The following is a 17,076-nucleotide window of genomic DNA, read 5'->3' as shown; positions in this document are numbered from 1 at the left end:
GCGAACGCGTGCGTGGCTGTACGAAGCACGCTGTGTTTGTTCGCGATGGTATTCGGATATTCGCTTCTGAAAGGTCATGGCTGGCGCCGATGCGTACGTTACGCACGCATGCTGTCCACAGCCATTGAATGACGAGGTGCGGTATGGAAAAGACCAAATGTCCCGGGTCGGTCGTGACTGGGCTGATCGAACTGATCACGGTGGGGCTGACGCACGAGAAAATCGAAGAGGCCGCAGCGGTGCTGGCCGCCGTGCGGGTGCTGCGGCCGGAGCTGAAGGCGCTGGATACCTTCGATGCCTGGATCGCAATCAAGCGCGGCAGCTATCTCGAGGGTGCGCGCCTGCTGCGCGAGCTGGAGGCCGATGCCGGCTCCAGGCCGTTGTGCAAGGCCTTGTATGCGTGCTGCCTGTTTGCAGTGGGCGACCCCTCGTGGCATGGCATTGCAGACAGCCTGATCGAAGAGGACGCCGATGCCGATGCGGTTGGCCTGGTCAAGGCGCTGTCAGGACGCTACACGCCGGCGCCCATGCAGCCGGCATCGGTGACCGAATCCACCGCGCCGATGGAAGTTCCCAGCGCGCAGTATCTGCGCGCCTGATCCGAACCTCCCCCAGCCTGCGGAACATGCCATGACGCTCATCCCTCCTGTTGCACCGATCCCTGCCAGTTCCGGCCTGTCCACGTCCGTGATATCGCCGACGGCAGCGCCGAGCCAGGCGCTCGTCAACCGATTCCAGGCGCTGATGCAGTCCTCCAGCCCGATGCCGCCTGCCGTGCAGCGCGTGGGAGAGCCCAGCATGGTGAGCCGGATGGTCGACGTGCAGAACGATGGCGTGCGCACCATCGCCGAGCATATCGATGCCTTCAGCACACAGGCGCCAACCATGGGCCTGCAGGAAATGGTCTCGCAACAAATGAAGCTGATGCATGAGCTGACCATGGTCGGCTTCAACCTCAATGTCAGCGTCGGCGTGGCGCAGTCGGGCAAGAACGCCGTGCAGACGCTGTTCAAGAACCAGTAGCATGCGAAAGCTCGGATATCTGCTGGTGTTGCTCTTCGCACTGCTGCTGTCTGGCTGCAGTCAGCAGCTCTATGCCGGGCTGACCGAGAACGACGCCAACGACATGCTCGCCGTGCTGCTGACCGCCGGTGTGGATGCGGAAAAGCTCACGCCCGACGACGGCAAGACCTGGGCGATCAACGCGCCGCACGACCAGGTGGCTTATGCGTTGCAGGTGCTGCGCGCGCATGGCATGCCGCGGGAACGACATGCGAATCTTGGCGAGATGTTCAAGAAGGACGGCCTGATCTCCACGCCCACCGAAGAACGCGTGCGTTTCATCTACGGGGTGTCGCAGCAGCTGTCGCAGACCTTGTCCAATATCGATGGCGTGATCACGGCCGATGTGCAGATCGTGCTTCCCAACAACGACCCGCTGTCTACCTCGGTCAAACCTTCCAGCGCTGCGGTGTTCATCAAGTTTCGCGTCGGTAGCGATCTGACCAGCCTGGTGCCCAGCATCAAGACGCTGGTGATGCACAGCGTGGAAGGGCTGACATACGAAAATGTCAGCGTGACTTTGGTGCCGGGCGGGGCCGAAAGCGATGCGCAGTTCTCTGCGTCCGCGCCTCAGCGCACTTGGCCGTGGCCGTGGCTGGCCGGATGCGCGCTGGCGCTGTGCGTGGCGATGGGCGCGGCAGCGCTGTATTGGTGGCCGAGCGCCGATGCAAGCCGTTGGGGCGGTTGGCAGCGCCTGCGCGCGTTGTCCAGGAAACACCCTGGGTGAGGCTGGCCGATGGACGAGGCACGGATCGACAACGCGGCACTGTGGCTGCAGCAATGGACGGCGACCATGTCCGCCCTGGCGCAATCGCTGGATGCAGACAGGGTGGCCTACTGGCTGGGCCCGGTCAGTGCGGTGAGCTGGGAACGCGCGCCTGCGCAGCATCGTGCGCGCGTGATCCAGGCCTGGTCGGGATGCTCGAGCATGCAGGTCTCTGCGCTGCAGCCACTGGCCAACCGACTGGTCATGCTGGCGCCCGACCTGCTCGCCAAGGTGTTGATGAGCCGCGCGTTGTTTTCGCGCGTACTGGCGCTGCGCCGCTGCATCGAGCGCGAGCACCTGAGCTGGTTCGAGCAGTGCCTGGGGCCGGCGGTGCTTGAGCATGTGCGCCATCGCGCGGCCAGCGGCACGATAGTGCCGCTGTTGCCGCGCGACGCCGACCAGGCGGCATGGGTCGGCGATGGTTGGCGTCGGTTGGCAGCCGATGGCGCCTGGTCCGACCCCTGCATCGCCAAGGTGATAGCGCTGTCCTTGCCGTTGGGCGCCGTCCAGGTGGCGCCCGTCGCTGCAGATGGCGAGAGCGATGCATTCCTGCAGGCGCTGCCCACCCTGTTGCCGGAGCTGCCATGCATCTGTGGCTGAGGTCCATCCCGGAGGCGATCGGCCTGGACTGCGATGTCATCCCGCGCGAGGCCTTGGCCTGTGTGCTGGAACTGGACGCAGCGACCGCGCAAGTGCATGCGCGTTGCGCGCAGACGCTGGCCGACGCCCAGGCACGTGCGCAGGCGCTGATCGACGATGCCCAGCAACAGGCCGAGGCGATCCTCGACGATGCCCGGGACAAAGCCGAGCGCAGCGCACGGCTGGGCTATGCCGCCGGATTGCGCCGTCAGCTCGATGAGTGGAACGAGCGTGGTGTGCGGCATGCCTTCGCGGCCGTGGACGCCGCACGGCGCGCACGCGAGCGCCTGGCCGGGGTCGTCGCGCATGCCTGCGCACAGGTTCTCCACGGGCACGACCCCGCTGCGCTGTACGCACGCGCCGCCCACGCGCTGGACGGTGCCCTGGACGAGGCCAAGGCCTTGCGGGTGAGCGTGCATCCGGATGCACTGGACGACGCGCGTCGCGCCTTCGACGCGGCCGCGGCGGCCGCCGGCTGGCCCATGCCGGTGGAGGTGTGCGGCGACGCGCGTGTGGCCCTGGGCGCATGCGTGTGCGAATGGGATACCGGCGTGTTCGAAGCGGATCTGCGCGATCAGCTCCGCAGTATCCAGCGTGTGATTCACCGCGTCCTGGCCGCGCCACAGGGGGGGGCTGGATGACTGCTGAGTTGCCGGTGCTGGAGGCAACGCTCGAGCGCGAACTGGCTGCGCTGGTCTTCGGTCGTCGCTACGGCAAGGTGGTCGAGGTGATCGGCACCATGCTCAAGGTTGCCGGGGTACAGGTCAGCCTGGGCGAGGTGTGCGAGTTACGCCAGCGCGATGGCATGCTGTTGCAGCGCGCCGAGGTGGTGGGCTTCAGCCGCGATCTCGCGCTGCTGGCGCCATTTGGCGAACTGGTGGGCTTGTCGCGCGAGACGCGCGTGATCGGATTGGGGCGTCCGTTGGCGGTGCCGGTCGGATCGGCGTTGCTGGGACGTGTGCTTGACGGCTTGGGTGAGCCGGCGGATGGCCAGGGACCGGTCGCTGGCGACGGTTGGGTCCAGATCCAGGCGCAGGCGCCCGACCCGATGCGTCGGCGCCTGATCGAACACCCGATGCCGACCGGGGTGCGCATCGTCGATGGCCTGATGACGCTGGGCGAAGGCCAGCGCATGGGTATTTTCGCCGCCGCCGGCGTCGGTAAGAGCACCCTGATGGGGATGTTCGCGCGCGGCACGCAGTGCGATGTCAACGTGATCGTGCTGATCGGCGAGCGCGGACGCGAAGTGCGCGAGTTTATCGAGATGATTCTTGGCCAGGACGGTCTGGCGCGCAGCGTGGTGGTGTGCGCCACCTCCGACCGCTCCTCCATCGAGCGCGCCAAGGCCGCCTATGTCGGCACCGCCATCGCCGAATATTTTCGCGATCAGGGCCTGCGTGTTCTGCTGATGATGGACTCGCTGACGCGCTTTGCCCGTGCCCAACGCGAGATCGGCCTGGCCGCCGGCGAGCCCCCCACACGTCGCGGCTTTCCGCCGTCGGTGTTTGCCGAGCTGCCACGCCTGCTCGAACGTGCCGGCATGGGCGAGACCGGCTCGATCACCGCGTTCTACACCGTGCTGGCCGAGGACGACACCGGCAGCGATCCGATCGCCGAAGAAGTGCGCGGCATCCTGGATGGCCATCTGATCCTGTCGCGCGAGATCGCCGCCAAAAACCAATACCCGGCCATCGATGTGCTTGGGAGCCTGAGCCGGGTGATGAGCCAGATCGTGTCTGCTGAGCAACGCCAGTACGCCGGCCAGCTGCGGCGTCTGCTGGCCAAGTACAACGAAGTGGAGACCCTGCTGCAGGTGGGCGAATACCGCCAGGGCAGCGACGCGGTCGCCGACGAGGCGGTCGCCAGGATCGATGCGATTCGCGACTTCCTCAGCCAGCCCACCGACCAGCTCAGCGACTACGACACCACCCTGGAGCAGCTTGCCGGCGTGATCGACGATGCGTGAGCGTGCCAGCACCTGGGCGAGGTTGCAGCAATTGAAGACGCGCCGTCATGAGCGGATGCAGGAGCGTCTGAGCGACTGCAGGCGTGCACTGGAGCAGTGCGAACGCGAGCGCGCCAGTTGCAGTCAGGAGGCCAGCGCCTGCAGCACGCGTCTGGCCGCGTTCGATGCCACGTTGGCCGACCGAGCCGGCGCCGGTGAGCCGATCGGCATCGAGGCGATCCTGCAGCACCAGCGCTTTCGCGCCGTGCTGGAAGAGCGCTGCCGCACCGCAGAGCAGGCGCTGGTGGCAGCGACGCAGGCGCTGCAGAGTGAACGCGAAAAGGTCGCAGAGGTGCAGCAGGCACTGAGCAGGCTGCAGGCGCAGGCGCAGGTGTATGCGGAGAAAGCCGCCAGCGCGCAGCGTGCCTGGCACGCCCAACGCGAAGCGGCCGAGGAGGAAGACGCGATCGAAGCGTTGGTCGGCCTGCGTCTGCATCGCGCCGCGCGTGGAGCGGGGCGATGAACGACACCGCCAACGCGCTGCTGGCGCTGTCATCCCAGGGCGTGTCGCTGCTGACCCTGCTGGCACTGTGCGGGGTGCGCGTGTTCGTGATGTTCTTCGTGCTGCCAGCCACGGCACAGGACAGCCTTCCCGGAATCGCGCGCAATGGCGTGATCTATGTGCTGAGTTCGTTCATTGCCTACGGGCAACCGGCCGATGCACTGGCAAGGATCGCAGCGACCGGCCTGGTGGGGCTGGTATTCAAGGAAGCATTCATCGGCCTGCTGATCGGCTTTGCCGCATCCACGGTGTTCTGGGTTGCCGAGAGCGTGGGCCTGCTCATCGACGATGTGTCCGGCTACAACAACGTGCAGATGACCAACCCGTTGAGCGGTGAGCAGAGCACGCCGGTGTCCACGGTGTTGATGCAGCTGGCGATCGTGTCCTTCTACGCGCTGGGCGGCATGCTGATGCTGCTCGGTGCGCTGTTCGAATCGTTTCGCTGGTGGCCGCTGAGCCAGCTCACGCCGGATATGGGCGCGGTCGTCGAGTCCTTCGTCATCCAGCAGACAGACGGCATGATGGCCGCCATCGTCAAACTGGCCGCACCTTTGATGTTGGTGCTGGTACTGGTGGATCTGGCCATCGGTTTTGTAGCCCGCGCTGCCGAAAAGCTGGAGCCATCGAACCTGAGTCAGCCCATCCGTGGAGTGCTGGCATTGCTGCTGCTCGCATTGCTGACCAGCGTGTTCATTACGCAGTCCGGCGATGCACTCGGCTTCCTCCACTTCCAGCAGCAGTTGCACGATGCCGCCAACATCGGCGGAAAAGGGGGTGCGGCGAATTGATGATTGTTGAGACATCCACTGCCGTGCGCTGCCTACACTGACCGCACGCGCCAGCGATGCGGTGCCCGACGCCGTGTCTGCAGGCCGGCTGCACGCGGCACGCAACTCCCGGCTGGCGCCTGCCTGCCGGGCGCCACTCCGTTGACATCTTTCATTTGCTTTGCAGAGGGAACGCCATGGCATCTGCCTGTCCTCCAGTTCACCGCCATCGACGCGCGCCATTGGCCGCCGCGTTGTTGCTCAGCCTGCTGCCGTTGCTGCCGCCGCATGCCAATGCCGCGCAGGTGCCGTGGCATTCGCGCAGCTTCAAGTACGTCGCCGACCACAAGGATCTCAAGGAAGTGCTGCGCGACCTGTCCGCCAGCCAATCCATTACCACCTGGATTTCACCGGAAGTGACCGGCACGCTCAGTGGCAAGTTCGAGGCCAGCCCACAGAAGTTCCTCGACGATTTGTCTGCGACGTTCGGCTTCGTCTGGTATTACGACGGCGCCGTACTGAGGATCTGGGGTGCCAACGAAACCAAGAGTGCGACCCTGAATCTGGGTGCCGCCTCGACGAGTGCACTGCGCGATGCGCTCGCGCGCATGCGGCTGGACGATCCGCGCTTCCCCGTTCGCTATGACGAGGCCGCGCACGTGGCGGTGGTGTCCGGCCCACCGGGTTACGTGGATACCGTCACCGCGATCGCAAAGCAGGTCGAGCAGGGCGCACGCCAACGCGACGCCACCGAAGTGCAGGTGTTTCAGCTGCATTATGCGCAGGCCGCCGATCACAGCACCCGCATCGCTGGCCAGGACGTCCAGGTGCCGGGCATGGCCAGTCTGTTGCGCAGCATCTACGGCGTGCGTGGCGCATCAACCGCAGCGCTGCCCGGGCCGGGCGCCAATTTCGGGCGGGTACAACCGATCGGCGGTAGCTCGTCCAATACTTTCGGTAACAGTGCTCAGGGCCAGGCTGGCGGAGGCAACGGTAATAGCGGCATCCTCGGCTTGCCGGCCTCGTGGTTCGGCGGCGGCTCGCCGTCCGATCGGGTGCCGGTCAGCCCGCCGCTGCCGGGCACCGGCGCCAATGCGCCGGCCAGTGTGTGGCCAGAGCTGAGTCAGGCCAGACGCGACACGCCCTTGGCTGTGGATGCAGGCGGCAACGGCGAGTTGGCGTCCGATGCGCCGGTGATCGAAGCCGACCCGCGCAGCAACGCGATTCTGATTCGCGACCGCCCGGAGCGGATGGCCGCCTATGGTGCGTTGATCCAGCAGCTCGACAACCGTCCCAAGCTGCTGCAGATCGACGCCACTATCATCGAAATCCGCGATGGCGCCATGCAGGATCTCGGCGTGGACTGGCGTTTCCACAGTCGACGTGTCGATGTGCAGACCGGCGACGGGCGGGGCGGTCAGCTTGGCTATGATGGAAGTTTGAGCGGCGCGGCCGCGGCAGGCGCCACGGCTCCGTTGGGCGGCACCCTGACGGCGGTCCTGGGAGATGCGGGACGTTATCTGATGACGCGCGTGTCGGCGCTGGAGCAGACCAACAAGGCCAAGATCGTCTCCACCCCGCAGGTGGCGACGCTGGACAACGTGGAAGCGGTGATGGATCACAAGCAGCAGGCATTCGTGCGTGTCAGCGGCTATGCATCCGCCGACCTCTACAACCTGTCCGCCGGTGTGTCGCTACGCGTTCTGCCGAGCGTGGTGCCGGGCTCGACCAACGGACAGATGCGCCTGGATGTGCGGATCGAAGACGGACAGTTGGGCGCCAATACCGTCGATGGCATTCCCGTCATTACCTCCAGCGAGATCACTACGCAGGCGTTCGTCAACGAGGGGCAGAGCCTGCTGATCGCCGGTTATGCTTCCGATAGCGACCAGACCGATCTGAACAAGGTGCCCGGGCTGTCCAAGATTCCACTGGTCGGCAATCTATTCAAGCATCGACAGCAGAGCGGGTCGCGGCTGCAGCGGTTGTTCCTGCTGACCCCGCATATCGTCTCTCCCTGAGCAGCGTCTCAAGGGGCTGTCAATGCTGTTGGAACGTGCAGGCTGCCGCGCGGGTCGGCAGCCTGCACGCAGTGCCCATCAGGCCTGGCCAGAAATGCCCGACAGGTTGGGATTGAAACCGCCACCCAGATCGTTTCCGCCCAGGCTGCTGCCAAACGAACCGCCACCGCCCATGCCGCCGGCGCCCTGGTTCTGCATCAGCTGCATCACGATCTGCATCAGCATCAGCGTCAACGGACTCAGGCCCTGCTGACCATCCTGTGGCTGGTCGTCTCCGCACTCCTGATTCGCATCGCTGCCCTGGCTCTGCTGGAGCATCATCATGATGAACATGGCAAGCAATTGATCCAGCTGCTGCTCGGAGCCAGCCGAGGATGCGTGCTGACCGGAGTCCTGAGTTCGCTGGGGCCCGATGCCCATCGTATGAAGATTGCTGAAGTTCGAAAAGTTGGTTCCGATAGATGAGTCCATGGTGATTCCCGTCTCATGTGGTTGACTGGGTGCATTGCGATTGCCGGATAACTGCAACGGCAAGCTAACCTCGGGGGACGCTACGCTGCCCCGCCCGCAAGGTAGAAGAGGCAACGGCGATGCATCCGTCAGGACGCGAAAGCGCGCATTTGCTTGCGAACGGGAGGGCATGGAGATCTCCGGAAATGCCGGAAAAAATCTGCATTGCAACGCGGAACGCGGTGATTTCGCTTATTTCATGGATGCTTCGTACACAACGTATCGGAGTGCGAACAGCAACGTTATGTTTGCGCGATGACGCGGGGAAGTTGGATCGAACGAGGATGCGTGTCCACTCCGCCGCGTTGCTGGAATCAACGAAGACCAGGTGACAGAAATGGCAGAGACCAATACGCCGACCACGTGCGCATCTGCACACGGCACACAGATGTGGCATCCACGGCATTGGGCCAGGCTCTCCAGGGACATTCGCGTTGACGAGCGATGGTGCGCACTCCAGTCCCGCCATCCCGACGCGCCTCGACGACGCGTGTGGCTTGCGGTGGCGTTGTTATGCGCCGCGCCGCTCGCACGCGCAGACTGTTTTGAAGAAGCCGCCGGTTATCAACACGTCAATCCCTGGGTGTTACGCGCCATTGCGTGGCAGGAATCCCGTGGGCGTGCCGACGCGATCCACCGCAACAACAACGGCACGATCGATTATGGAAAGATGCAGATCAATTCGATCCATCTGCGGCGCCTTTCCAGCTACGGCATCTCCAGGGATGCGTTGATGCAGCCGTGCGTCAGCGTGTATGTCGCCGCGTGGCGTCTGCGCGAGATGACGAACAAATACGGCAATACCTGGGCTGCCGTAGGCGCCTATCATTCCGAGACGCCCGCGGAGCGCGATAAATATGCGCATGCGATCCACTCGATCCTGATCAAGCGCGGGGTAGTCGTCGAATGATGCTATTCAGACGGATCCACCCCCGATGGGGAATGACCTAGCTGCGAGGCGCGAGATCTGTTCGCTCTTCGACTTCAATATCTGGGCCGCACACTCCCGTTGACAGATATGCATCCCTTGAGTCAAAGCGGACGCACCAGCAGCGCAACGCCAAGGCCGGCCATGAACAGGGCGATCAGTGCATCGAGCACGCGCCAGGCGGTGGGGTTGCGGAAGATGGGTTGCAGCAGGCGGGCGCCGAATCCGAGCGTGGTGAACCAGGTGACGCTGGCCAGGCAGGCGCCGAGGGCGAATATCCACCGCAGCTGGCCGGGGTAGCGGGTGGAGAGGCTGCCCAGCAGCACCATGGTGTCCAGGTAGACATGCGGATTCAAGAATGTAAAGGCGGCGCAGGTCAGCATGACGCGCGCCAGACCCGTCTGATCGCGACCGCTCTCCGACAGCCCCGGTGTTCCCTGCCAGGCGCGTCGGGCAGCCAGGAGGCTGTAGAACAGCAGGAAGCCGGCGCCACCGAAGCGCAGGACATCGAGCAAGCCGCTGTAGCGTTGCACCAGGACACCGATGCCGGCCACGCCGAGCAGGATCAGCGTGATGTCGCCCAAGGCGCACAGGGCGACCACCTGCGCGACATGGCGACGCTTCACACCCTGGCGCAGCACGAAGGCATTCTGCGCGCCAATGGCCACGATCAGGCCGGCACCCGAGAGAAACCCGGAGATCAGGGGCGCGATGGACATCGTTCGGTTCCATTCCACTTGGCTGCGGGCAGGATGGGTTGGATCATGCCATTAGACAAACGCGTAATCCTGTCTGACCATTAGAACAACTGATTCGAGGGCGCGCGATGATCCTGATGCATCCGCAGCTGGCGGCGTTCCTGGCGGTGCTGGATGAGGGCAGCTTCGAGTCTGCCGCGCGGCAGCTGTCGATCACGCAGTCAGCCGTGTCCCAGCGCATCAAGGCGCTGGAGGACCGCCTGGGTCAGCTGCTGATCGTCCGACGCGCGCCCTGCAGCCCTACCGCGGCCGGCCAACAGCTGTTGCGGCGCGTGCGCCCCCTCCAGGCGCTGGAGTCGGAAGTGGCCGATGAATTCATGCCGGCAGGACGACAGGGCCAGGCGCATGCGGTGGCGATCGCCGTCAACGACGACTCGCTTGCGACCTGGGTGATCGCGGCGCTGGCCAGCCTGCACAGCGAGCATGGCTATGTGCTCGACGTGCGCGTGGATGACCAGGATCACACGCTGGAGTTGTTGCGCAATGGCAGTGTGCTTGGCGCGGTGACATCCGAACCCCGGCCGTTGCAGGGCTGCAATGTGCATCGGCTGGGTGCGATGCGTTACGTCGCCATCGCAGCGCCAGGATTCGTGCAGCAGTACTTCGGCGATGGGGTGTCCGCTGCATCGCTGGCGGCCGCGCCGATGCTGGCCTTCAACCGCAAGGACGATCTGCAGGCACGCTACATGCGGAAGATCACCCGGGCGAAGCTGTCGCCCCGGGTGCATTACCTGCCCACCTCGATGGGATTTGTCAGTGCAGCTGCGATGGGGATGGGCTGGTGCCTGGCGCCCGATACGCTGGCGGCATCTGCGGTGGAGCGCGGTGCGGTGGTGTTGATGGACCCGGCACGGCACGTGGATGTGCCGCTGTACTGGCAGTACTCGGCGGTGAGATCCAGCACGCTGCAGCACATCACCCAGGCGATCAGGGCGGCCTCTGCTGCGGCGATGCATGGATGATGCGCGGCTGTACCGCATGAAGCAGCGAACTACCCGGCGGTGCAGCCGCCAGGCGACTGCGGGCGGTACCCGGAATCTGCATGACCACATCAGCGACCGGGCGACGTTTGCCTATCCGTGCGATGCGTTCGTGCTGCCGGACCACCGGGGCAGAGGATTGATCCAGGCACTGATGGCGGCGATCCATGTCCGTCCTCACCTGCAGGGCTTGCGGCGCTTCGCCCTGGTGACCAGCGCTGCCCACGGGCTGTACAGCGCGTTCGGGTGTACGGCGTTGCGTAGCCTGCAGTCCTGCATGGAGCGTCATGTGCCGGGGATGTATTGCTTGCAGCGATGAGCGGTCCCCAGCCGGCAAGGGGATGGGTGTGACGGTACGGGCGAGCGTTTTTTTCGCCGCTTGGCAGATCGAATGCAGCAGCACTCGCAGGCGCGACAGCGCCGGCGACCGGCGCCGGTTTATGCGGTCCGTATCGCCACGGCTCCCAGTGCTGCTGCATTTTTTTCCAGCGGCCAATCCTGCCGTAGATGGTCGGTGTCGCGGGCAGGCGCAACAGCGCTTCCGCCACCGCGTTCGATGCTGGAAGCGGTCAGAGCACCTGCTGTCAGTCGCGCACGCTGGCACCGACCGAAGCACTTCCGATGGTGTGGCCGATTGCCTCGGCAGGTGCCTCCATGACCAGCAGCGTGGAGTTGGCCGATGCCAGTAGGGTGCCTTTGCCATCGACCAGGCGTGCCTGTGCGAAGGCGACGCGTCTGCCGCAGGACAGCACTTCGCCGATCGCTTCGATCCGTCCGGTCCTGCGCGTCACTGCCTTGTGGTAGGACACCTTGAGTTCGAGCGTGGTGTAGCGCTGCGTGGCCGACAGCAGCGTATGCGTTGCACAGCCGCAGGCCGAATCGAGCAAGGTCGCAGCGTATCCGCCGTGGACGCTGCCGATGGGGTTGTACGCGTGGGTGCCGGGGACACCGGCGATGACTACACGCCCCGGTGCCGCATCGGCGAAGTCGAGCTTGAGCGACGCAAAGATGCCGACCCTGCGCGAATGCTGCATCAGCGCCTGTACTTGCGATAAGCCGTCCTTGCCGGCGGCAAGCAGGTCGATCAATGGGATATCGGTGTGCATGCGTGTTCGCTCGAAGGGGGGATGCAGGGGCTACGCGCCAGACCAGTCGTCGGCGTCTTCCTTGAGCGCGGCATCGGATGCGATCAAGGCCTGCGCGGCGCGACTGAGGGGCGGCGAGGTGGTGTCCTGGACGCCCACCGCGCGCAGCACGGTCTCGGCTGGCACGAAGACGCGGTGGCGTCGGTCGTACATGCCGGTGAGCAGCAGGGCGCGTGCGGCGATGCGTTGGTCGGGGCCGATCAAGACACGCTGTTCGATGACGATGCGCGTGCCGGACCAGCCCACCAGGCGGGTTTGCAGCTGAAAGCGACGCAAGGGTTTGAGTTCGCGCCGGAACTGGATGCCGCCGGCGCCGACGATGGGCGCCCATCGTCGGCGCATGGCGATGCCGGCCAGGCCGGTGCGCATCACCAGGTCGAGCCGGCCCAGGTCGAAGATGGTCCAATAGCGGCCATTGGTCATGTGCAGGTTGGTGTCGATATCGGTGGGCAGCACGCGAAACCTCAGCTGCGACACGCCGAAGGGCGCCTGCAGCTTCGGCCTAAACCACGACATCGCCAGCAAGGCCAGCAGGCGAAACCAGAGATTCATGCCGAGTGCTCCGTGGCGAGGATGGCGTGGTCGGTGCGGCGATCGAACCAGTCCAGTGTCTGTTGCCACAGCAGTGCGCCGATCTGCTTGAAATAGCCCATGTGCCCGAGACGGCCGCCGACGCTGGCGGGGTCGATGTCCAGGCGTGTCAGCGGTGCATTGCAGTACGCCTGCACGAAGGCATCGCGCGAGGCGGGCAAGGCCCAGAGATCGTCCAGCGCGTTGGCGGCCACCATCGGCGTGGACACGGCGCGATATGGGGCGTCGATCCCGGCCATGGCCGGGTCGTCGAAGAAGTAGCGCGGAAACCTGCACCAATGCCGCCACTGGCGATACGCGTTGGCGGGCAGGTCTTCCCCCATGCCCAACAATGCCCAGGGGCTGTAGCCCTTCCACCAGGTGAGCGGCGGCAGCACCAGGTGCCACATCGCCAGCACGCGCAGACGCTCGGCCGCAGGCATGTAGCCGTGCCAGCCGGCGCCCGTGCCGTAGAGATAGCATCCACGGACCAGGTCGTGGTTGGGCAACAGCCCGAAGGCATGCCCGCCGAAGGAATGGCCCACCAGGTACAGCGGCAGGTCGGGATCGGCCATTGCTGCCACCGCGGCTGTCAGGTCCAGATAGGCCCAGTCCAGCAGCTCCATCTCGAAGCCTTTCAACGCGGCAGGCCGCGACAGGCCGATGCCGCGGTAGTCGAAGGTCAGCGTGTCGAACCCGCGCGCGGCGGCGAAGCAGGCAAACCGTCGATAGAACCCCTGCGGCACGCCGGTGGCCCCGGCGATCACCAGCCGCGCGCGCGCTGCGACGGGCATGCGGTAGCGCAACGCGCCAAGCGTGTAGCCGTCTGCCGCCGTCAACCGTACAGAGCAAGGCTGCACCGATGAAGAATTTATAACGATCGTCATAATTCGGCACGCTAAGCTATTGCGGTCGTTTGATCAAGGAACCGGCGTGAAGCCTCGTCGTCCAGATGTGCAGCAGCGTGTGGTAAGCGCGGCGGCCGAGATGCTCGCCCAGCACGGGCTCAACGCCACCAGCATCCGCGAGATGTCCAAGCGCGCGCAGGCGCCGCTGGGCTCGACCTACCACCACTTCCCCGGCGGCAAGCAGCAGGTGATCGGGCTGGCGGTGGAGTGGGCGGGGGCGCATGCCGCGCAACTGCTGGACGCGCAGCTGCAGGACGGCCTGCGCCGTGGCGTGGCCGGGTTCATGGCGGCATGGCGCGCGCGGCTGCTGCACAGCGAGTTCCGTGCGGGCTGCCCGGTGCTGGCGGCGGCGGTGGAAGAGCCGATCGACGCGGCCGGCCGCGATGGCCTGCATGCGGCCGCGGCCGCGTTCGCGCTGTGGGAGATGCGCTTGGCCAACGCGGCGATGCGTGATGGCGTGCCTGAAGAGACCGCACGCGATCTGGCGGCGCTCATCATCGCCAGCATGGAAGGCGCGGTGGCGCTGTGCCGGGCCAAGCAGGACATTGCCGATTTCGATCGGGTGGCGCGGCAACTCGCGCGGTGGCTGGAACTGGCTCTGGCGCGCACCTCGCCACAGGACGGCGGCGCGGCGTGAGTCTGCCCATCGCACACCCCGGTGCTGGCGACAGCGCAGCGCCTGCGCAGGATCGTCGGGTGGACGCGGCCGACACTGCGGATGACCGCTTGCAAGACGATGGCTCCGCACCGGCCCGGCGACGGGCGGCAGGATGGCGGCGCTGCTGTCGCGCACGCTGGCGACGCATGCATCACACGGCCGGGAGGAGGGTAGGCCGGCGGCCTTCTGCCGCAGGAGTTGAGCATGCGCACCCACCACACCGGCGCCCCACGCATCGAGGAGCCGGGCCAGGCGAACGGAGTCCGGGCACCCGGCAAGCAGGAAGAGCCGCTGCCGGACGGCCCGGACGAGAATACCGAGATCGACGACGATGCTGACGACCCCGAGATCGAGGAGGATGCGTAAGCAGATCGATTAGGTGTGGCGATGGGGCTGCAGGAGTGGGTGGACAGCCGGCGCCGCGACATCCTCTGCTGCACTGCGCATGCGGGGCCCGGGCTTGCCACTGTCCGCTGACAGAGCCGACGTTCTGATCGATGCGCGCGGGCTTGCCGGCCTGCCGGCGTGCGGTCGGTCAAGCTGCTGGAACCCAGCTGGTCGACACCGCCGCAGCGTGGGTCATGAAGGCGCGCGTGAGCCGCCAGCCGCGTGCTTGGTCCACCGGCCATCGTCCGTGCGTGTCTTCTACAAAGCTGTGGCCCCCGATCTGCCCGTCATCGTCCCGCCCAGACAGACATGCTTGCCGCTTCGACTGCCGCTTGCTGCGTCGTTGAAGCGCCTGGCGTTGGATGTTGCCAGGGCGGCGTTTCACTGAAGCTCCCTGTCGCCGAGCCGCTCGCACCGCGACGGCTCGCGAGCCATTGCTGCGCAAGCGCCTACACTACAGGGCCTGCCTGATCGGACCCATTGCCATGGACACGCTGCCGCCACTGCCGACGCTTGCACTGGGCCACTATCGGCACTTCAAGGGTGGCCGCTACGAAGTGCTCGGCCTGGTGCGCAGCAGCGAGACCCTGGAACCGCTGGTGCTGTATCGGCCGCTAGATAGCGAGATCGGGCTATGGGTGCGGCCCTATGCGATGTTCGTCGAGCAGGTGGATGTGGACGGTGTCCTGCAGCCACGCTTTGCACGCGAGGGGTGAGCGCGGCTGTGGCGATCCTCCCATGCGCGGTGCGCAGATCTTGATCCACGGCAGCACAGCGCGATGACTGCATCGCATGCTCCCCTCACCACGCCGGACGGCCGCTACCTGGTCGTGCGGGGTCGGCTATGGCGTACCGCCAATCCGCACCTGAGCGCGCAGGTGCGTGCCCGCCTGGTCGCCGAACTGATGGAGGCGCGACGTGCTGTCAAGGCGGCACTGGCTGCGAAGAACGCAGCCCAGCTGGCGACCGCGCGTGGCGCAGTGAACGCCGCCAAGGTGGCGTTGGGAGAGCGCGGCCCGGTGTGGTGGACCGATGGCGCGAAGGACCTCAATCGGCACCTGGTCAAGAACACGCCCTATGCCGCGTGGTTTGCCGAACATGCGCCCACGCCCTGATCGGGAGCAATGCCACCGTGGAGTCGCCCCGGCGCCGGCTACATGCATGACCTGCATCCGGCCCTCGCGGGATGCGTGAGTGGCCTGATCGCTGCGTGCTGCGTGCCGGCCCATCACGGCGTCGTCGATGACCACGCCCGGTCCATGCAATCGGCTGCAAACAGAATCGCGTCGGGATCGAGCGACCTGTCGCGATCATGGCTGACGCTTTTCCTGGCATCGGCAACGCGCGCGCGTTGCGCAGCATTGCGTTGGCGGGAAGCAACATCGCCCGCCTGATCCAGGCGGGCGATGGACTGCGATGGGTAGAACCACTCAGCCCAGGTCGCAATTGCTCGGCTGCGGCCAGGTGGTGGCAGGCAGCATCGCCTTGACCGCCGCCGGTGCGGTGATGCCGATGGTGCTGGCGCCGTACAGGTCTTCGAGTTCGTCAATGCTGACGATGTAGCTGTCGAGCGAACCCAGGTTGGCGCTATTGGGAATCAGCCAGCTGATGGCGCGGGTGCCGCCGCCCGGGTTGGCGGTGATGATGGTCTTCCAGAAGAAGTCCGGTGTGCGGATCCCGTGGCTGGCCAGGAAGTAATCGTTGCTGGTATCGCTGTAGATCACGCCGCCGTAGACCTGCACGCTGGCGATGTCGCGATAGCACTCTGCCACATTCTCGGCACGCACCCAGATGCCCTGATTGAAGCTGGACACCTGCGGCACGATGTTGGACATCAGGTTGGCGCGGCGGATATAGGTCGCGTTGTAGTCCATGTGGTTGGAGGTCACCAGATGGCCGCGGTCGTAGCCGGAGCGCACGCTGGCATACGAAGCGGTGGAGGTCTGCCCGGCGCAGCCGCTTGGCAACTCGGTATCGAGGTTGAAGCTGGACGGACGGGCGGCCGAGCCGGTGTCGGCCTGCAGCACGTACTCATAACGCAGCGCGGTGCGATTGGTGCAGTCGTAGCGCAAGGTGTAACCCCCCTTGTTGAGGGTGACGACCTGGGCATTTGCAGTGGCACTGACAGCGGCAAGCAGCAGAACGACAAACAGGGTCCGTAAGCGCATGGGAGTGAATCTCCTTGGAATCAATCGGACGCACGAAGCCACCGCCGACTGCGGGTGGGCAGATCGACGCTCAGCGGACGCGCGCTGGAAGGGGACGACAATGGGCTCGCTGTCTAGCGAGCACGACAGCTATCGCATGCGGATATTGCTCGTTGGTGACGTATGCGTGAAGAATGTGCGGTCGCACCAGTTTCTTCGATAAAAATGTGATTTGAGTCGCTTATTTTCCAGCCGTGGCGGGTGCGCAATAAGCATCTGGTAATGCCTTGCGCGCACTGACGCGGCTGCCGATCACGCTGTGC

At 65.5% G+C, this 17,076-nt stretch carries 22 protein-coding genes; 16 read left to right on the top strand and 6 right to left on the bottom strand.

Translation table 11 applies throughout. The annotated features are described in order from the left end of the window. Positions 1 to 143: 143 nt before the first annotated feature. The 9 genes from XcodCFBP4690_RS15070 to sctC all read left to right on the top strand — a co-directional run bounded on the left by XcodCFBP4690_RS15070 (position 144) and on the right by sctC (position 7,762). The gene (locus XcodCFBP4690_RS15070) at positions 144 to 599 is read left to right on the top strand and encodes an HrpB1 family type III secretion system apparatus protein (protein ID WP_104542058.1); all 456 of its coding nucleotides are present in this window, start codon (positions 144 to 146) and stop codon (positions 597 to 599) included. Positions 600 to 630: 31 nt separating this feature from the next. Then, positions 631 to 1,023 (top strand): type III secretion protein HrpB2, encoded by a 393-nt coding sequence (locus tag XcodCFBP4690_RS15065; protein WP_104542056.1) that lies wholly within the window; start codon positions 631 to 633, stop codon positions 1,021 to 1,023. A gap of 1 nt (position 1,024) precedes the next feature. Continuing rightward, on the top strand, positions 1,025 to 1,789 hold the full coding sequence (sctJ, locus tag XcodCFBP4690_RS15060; RefSeq protein WP_104542054.1) for a type III secretion system inner membrane ring lipoprotein SctJ: 765 nt from the start codon (positions 1,025 to 1,027) through the stop codon (positions 1,787 to 1,789). A gap of 9 nt (positions 1,790 to 1,798) precedes the next feature. Then, on the top strand, positions 1,799 to 2,428 hold the full coding sequence (locus tag XcodCFBP4690_RS15055) for a type III secretion protein HrpB4 (RefSeq protein WP_104542052.1): 630 nt from the start codon (positions 1,799 to 1,801) through the stop codon (positions 2,426 to 2,428). After that, positions 2,413 to 3,108: a type III secretion system stator protein SctL gene (gene sctL / locus XcodCFBP4690_RS15050; protein ID WP_104542050.1), complete on the top strand. Its 696-nt coding sequence runs from the start codon at positions 2,413 to 2,415 to the stop codon at positions 3,106 to 3,108. Before XcodCFBP4690_RS15055 ends, sctL begins: the two co-directional genes overlap by 16 nt. After that, positions 3,105 to 4,433, top strand: coding sequence for a type III secretion system ATPase SctN (gene sctN / locus XcodCFBP4690_RS15045; protein WP_104542048.1), 1,329 nt, complete (start codon positions 3,105 to 3,107; stop codon positions 4,431 to 4,433). Before sctL ends, sctN begins: the two co-directional genes overlap by 4 nt. Next, complete coding sequence (locus XcodCFBP4690_RS15040) at positions 4,426 to 4,935, top strand: type III secretion protein HrpB7 (protein ID WP_104542046.1); 510 nt, start codon at positions 4,426 to 4,428, stop codon at positions 4,933 to 4,935. The genes sctN and XcodCFBP4690_RS15040 overlap by 8 nt, the downstream gene beginning before the upstream one ends. Next, positions 4,932 to 5,762 (top strand): type III secretion system export apparatus subunit SctT, encoded by an 831-nt coding sequence (gene sctT, locus XcodCFBP4690_RS15035; RefSeq protein ID WP_104542044.1) that lies wholly within the window; start codon positions 4,932 to 4,934, stop codon positions 5,760 to 5,762. The genes XcodCFBP4690_RS15040 and sctT overlap by 4 nt, the downstream gene beginning before the upstream one ends. A gap of 176 nt (positions 5,763 to 5,938) precedes the next feature. Further along, positions 5,939 to 7,762 carry a type III secretion system outer membrane ring subunit SctC gene (gene sctC, locus XcodCFBP4690_RS15030; RefSeq protein ID WP_104542042.1) on the top strand — a complete coding sequence of 608 codons (1,824 nt, stop codon included), beginning with the start codon at positions 5,939 to 5,941 and terminating at the stop codon, positions 7,760 to 7,762. A 78-nt stretch (positions 7,763 to 7,840) separates the two neighbouring features. On the opposite strand, the gene xopA is transcribed toward sctC, so the two are convergent. After that, a complete protein-coding gene (xopA, locus tag XcodCFBP4690_RS15025) occupies positions 7,841 to 8,233 on the bottom strand; it encodes a XopA/Hpa1 family type III secretion system protein (RefSeq protein WP_104542040.1) in 393 nt (130 codons plus the stop codon). 427 nt (positions 8,234 to 8,660) lie between these two features. Here xopA and XcodCFBP4690_RS15020 point away from each other — a divergent pair, with 427 nt between their 5' ends. Further along, on the top strand, positions 8,661 to 9,182 hold the full coding sequence (locus tag XcodCFBP4690_RS15020; protein WP_372360531.1) for a lytic transglycosylase domain-containing protein: 522 nt from the start codon (positions 8,661 to 8,663) through the stop codon (positions 9,180 to 9,182). A gap of 122 nt (positions 9,183 to 9,304) precedes the next feature. On the opposite strand, the gene XcodCFBP4690_RS15015 is transcribed toward XcodCFBP4690_RS15020, so the two are convergent. Further along, positions 9,305 to 9,919, bottom strand: a complete 615-nt coding sequence (locus XcodCFBP4690_RS15015) for a LysE/ArgO family amino acid transporter (protein WP_104542036.1) — start codon at positions 9,917 to 9,919, stop codon at positions 9,305 to 9,307. Between the two features lie 107 nt (positions 9,920 to 10,026). Between XcodCFBP4690_RS15015 and XcodCFBP4690_RS15010 the strand changes: the two genes are divergently transcribed. Continuing rightward, positions 10,027 to 10,920, top strand: a complete 894-nt coding sequence (locus XcodCFBP4690_RS15010) for a LysR family transcriptional regulator ArgP (RefSeq protein ID WP_104542034.1) — start codon at positions 10,027 to 10,029, stop codon at positions 10,918 to 10,920. Further along, positions 10,913 to 11,257, top strand: coding sequence for a GNAT family N-acetyltransferase (locus XcodCFBP4690_RS15005; protein ID WP_146091913.1), 345 nt, complete (start codon positions 10,913 to 10,915; stop codon positions 11,255 to 11,257). Before XcodCFBP4690_RS15010 ends, XcodCFBP4690_RS15005 begins: the two co-directional genes overlap by 8 nt. Before the next feature lie 265 nt (positions 11,258 to 11,522). Here the strand turns inward: XcodCFBP4690_RS15005 and XcodCFBP4690_RS15000 are convergent, their stop codons facing one another. From XcodCFBP4690_RS15000 to XcodCFBP4690_RS14990, 3 genes are read right to left on the bottom strand one after another with little or no spacing between them, the layout of a single operon-like run. After that, positions 11,523 to 12,044 (bottom strand): PaaI family thioesterase, encoded by a 522-nt coding sequence (locus tag XcodCFBP4690_RS15000; protein ID WP_208622752.1) that lies wholly within the window; start codon positions 12,042 to 12,044, stop codon positions 11,523 to 11,525. A gap of 30 nt (positions 12,045 to 12,074) precedes the next feature. Then, a complete protein-coding gene (locus XcodCFBP4690_RS14995) occupies positions 12,075 to 12,635 on the bottom strand; it encodes a thioesterase family protein (RefSeq protein ID WP_104542030.1) in 561 nt (186 codons plus the stop codon). Continuing rightward, positions 12,632 to 13,447, bottom strand: a complete 816-nt coding sequence (locus XcodCFBP4690_RS14990) for an alpha/beta hydrolase family protein (protein WP_208622751.1) — start codon at positions 13,445 to 13,447, stop codon at positions 12,632 to 12,634. Before XcodCFBP4690_RS14990 ends, XcodCFBP4690_RS14995 begins: the two co-directional genes overlap by 4 nt. A 139-nt stretch (positions 13,448 to 13,586) precedes the next feature. On the opposite strand from XcodCFBP4690_RS14990, the gene XcodCFBP4690_RS14985 reads away from it, so the two are divergent. The 4 genes from XcodCFBP4690_RS14985 to XcodCFBP4690_RS14975 all read left to right on the top strand — a co-directional run bounded on the left by XcodCFBP4690_RS14985 (position 13,587) and on the right by XcodCFBP4690_RS14975 (position 15,721). Next, positions 13,587 to 14,198 carry a TetR/AcrR family transcriptional regulator gene (locus tag XcodCFBP4690_RS14985; RefSeq protein ID WP_104542026.1) on the top strand — a complete coding sequence of 204 codons (612 nt, stop codon included), beginning with the start codon at positions 13,587 to 13,589 and terminating at the stop codon, positions 14,196 to 14,198. 225 nt (positions 14,199 to 14,423) lie between these two features. Continuing rightward, the gene (locus XcodCFBP4690_RS22765) at positions 14,424 to 14,585 is read left to right on the top strand and encodes a hypothetical protein (RefSeq protein WP_167394641.1); all 162 of its coding nucleotides are present in this window, start codon (positions 14,424 to 14,426) and stop codon (positions 14,583 to 14,585) included. Between the two features lie 506 nt (positions 14,586 to 15,091). Further along, complete coding sequence (locus XcodCFBP4690_RS14980; protein WP_104542024.1) at positions 15,092 to 15,322, top strand: DUF1653 domain-containing protein; 231 nt, start codon at positions 15,092 to 15,094, stop codon at positions 15,320 to 15,322. 63 nt (positions 15,323 to 15,385) lie between these two features. Beyond that, the gene (locus XcodCFBP4690_RS14975; protein WP_104542022.1) at positions 15,386 to 15,721 is read left to right on the top strand and encodes a hypothetical protein; all 336 of its coding nucleotides are present in this window, start codon (positions 15,386 to 15,388) and stop codon (positions 15,719 to 15,721) included. Between the two features lie 315 nt (positions 15,722 to 16,036). Here the strand turns inward: XcodCFBP4690_RS14975 and XcodCFBP4690_RS14970 are convergent, their stop codons facing one another. Beyond that, the gene (locus XcodCFBP4690_RS14970) at positions 16,037 to 16,774 is read right to left on the bottom strand and encodes a DNA/RNA non-specific endonuclease (RefSeq protein ID WP_064510124.1); all 738 of its coding nucleotides are present in this window, start codon (positions 16,772 to 16,774) and stop codon (positions 16,037 to 16,039) included. Positions 16,775 to 17,076: the final 302 nt, after the last annotated feature.

This window comes from Xanthomonas codiaei (genome assembly GCF_002939785.1).
Taxonomy (GTDB): Bacteria; Pseudomonadota; Gammaproteobacteria; order Xanthomonadales; family Xanthomonadaceae; genus Xanthomonas; species Xanthomonas codiaei.
Note: the sequence above shows the minus strand (reverse complement) of the source record. Positions and strands in the feature narration are given on the sequence as shown.

What these genes read in the sequence shown, in the direction of transcription:
- XcodCFBP4690_RS15070 (WP_104542058.1), top strand. Translation starts at nt 144, where the DNA reads ATGGAAAAGACCAAATGTCCCGGGTCGGTCGTGACTGGGCTGATCGAA.
- XcodCFBP4690_RS15065 (WP_104542056.1), top strand. Translation starts at nt 631, where the DNA reads ATGACGCTCATCCCTCCTGTTGCACCGATCCCTGCCAGTTCCGGCCTG.
- sctJ (WP_104542054.1), top strand. Translation starts at nt 1,025, where the DNA reads ATGCGAAAGCTCGGATATCTGCTGGTGTTGCTCTTCGCACTGCTGCTG.
- XcodCFBP4690_RS15055 (WP_104542052.1), top strand. Translation starts at nt 1,799, where the DNA reads ATGGACGAGGCACGGATCGACAACGCGGCACTGTGGCTGCAGCAATGG.
- sctL (WP_104542050.1), top strand. Translation starts at nt 2,413, where the DNA reads ATGCATCTGTGGCTGAGGTCCATCCCGGAGGCGATCGGCCTGGACTGC.
- sctN (WP_104542048.1), top strand. Translation starts at nt 3,105, where the DNA reads ATGACTGCTGAGTTGCCGGTGCTGGAGGCAACGCTCGAGCGCGAACTG.
- XcodCFBP4690_RS15040 (WP_104542046.1), top strand. Translation starts at nt 4,426, where the DNA reads ATGCGTGAGCGTGCCAGCACCTGGGCGAGGTTGCAGCAATTGAAGACG.
- sctT (WP_104542044.1), top strand. Translation starts at nt 4,932, where the DNA reads ATGAACGACACCGCCAACGCGCTGCTGGCGCTGTCATCCCAGGGCGTG.
- sctC (WP_104542042.1), top strand. Translation starts at nt 5,939, where the DNA reads ATGGCATCTGCCTGTCCTCCAGTTCACCGCCATCGACGCGCGCCATTG.
- xopA (WP_104542040.1), bottom strand. Translation starts at nt 8,233, where the DNA reads ATGGACTCATCTATCGGAACCAACTTTTCGAACTTCAGCAATCTTCAT.
- XcodCFBP4690_RS15020 (WP_372360531.1), top strand. Translation starts at nt 8,661, where the DNA reads ATGTGGCATCCACGGCATTGGGCCAGGCTCTCCAGGGACATTCGCGTT.
- XcodCFBP4690_RS15015 (WP_104542036.1), bottom strand. Translation starts at nt 9,919, where the DNA reads ATGTCCATCGCGCCCCTGATCTCCGGGTTTCTCTCGGGTGCCGGCCTG.
- XcodCFBP4690_RS15010 (WP_104542034.1), top strand. Translation starts at nt 10,027, where the DNA reads ATGATCCTGATGCATCCGCAGCTGGCGGCGTTCCTGGCGGTGCTGGAT.
- XcodCFBP4690_RS15005 (WP_146091913.1), top strand. Translation starts at nt 10,913, where the DNA reads ATGGATGATGCGCGGCTGTACCGCATGAAGCAGCGAACTACCCGGCGG.
- XcodCFBP4690_RS15000 (WP_208622752.1), bottom strand. Translation starts at nt 12,044, where the DNA reads ATGCACACCGATATCCCATTGATCGACCTGCTTGCCGCCGGCAAGGAC.
- XcodCFBP4690_RS14995 (WP_104542030.1), bottom strand. Translation starts at nt 12,635, where the DNA reads ATGAATCTCTGGTTTCGCCTGCTGGCCTTGCTGGCGATGTCGTGGTTT.
- XcodCFBP4690_RS14990 (WP_208622751.1), bottom strand. Translation starts at nt 13,447, where the DNA reads ATGCCCGTCGCAGCGCGCGCGCGGCTGGTGATCGCCGGGGCCACCGGC.
- XcodCFBP4690_RS22765 (WP_167394641.1), top strand. Translation starts at nt 14,424, where the DNA reads ATGCGCACCCACCACACCGGCGCCCCACGCATCGAGGAGCCGGGCCAG.
- XcodCFBP4690_RS14980 (WP_104542024.1), top strand. Translation starts at nt 15,092, where the DNA reads ATGGACACGCTGCCGCCACTGCCGACGCTTGCACTGGGCCACTATCGG.
- XcodCFBP4690_RS14975 (WP_104542022.1), top strand. Translation starts at nt 15,386, where the DNA reads ATGACTGCATCGCATGCTCCCCTCACCACGCCGGACGGCCGCTACCTG.
- XcodCFBP4690_RS14970 (WP_064510124.1), bottom strand. Translation starts at nt 16,774, where the DNA reads ATGCGCTTACGGACCCTGTTTGTCGTTCTGCTGCTTGCCGCTGTCAGT.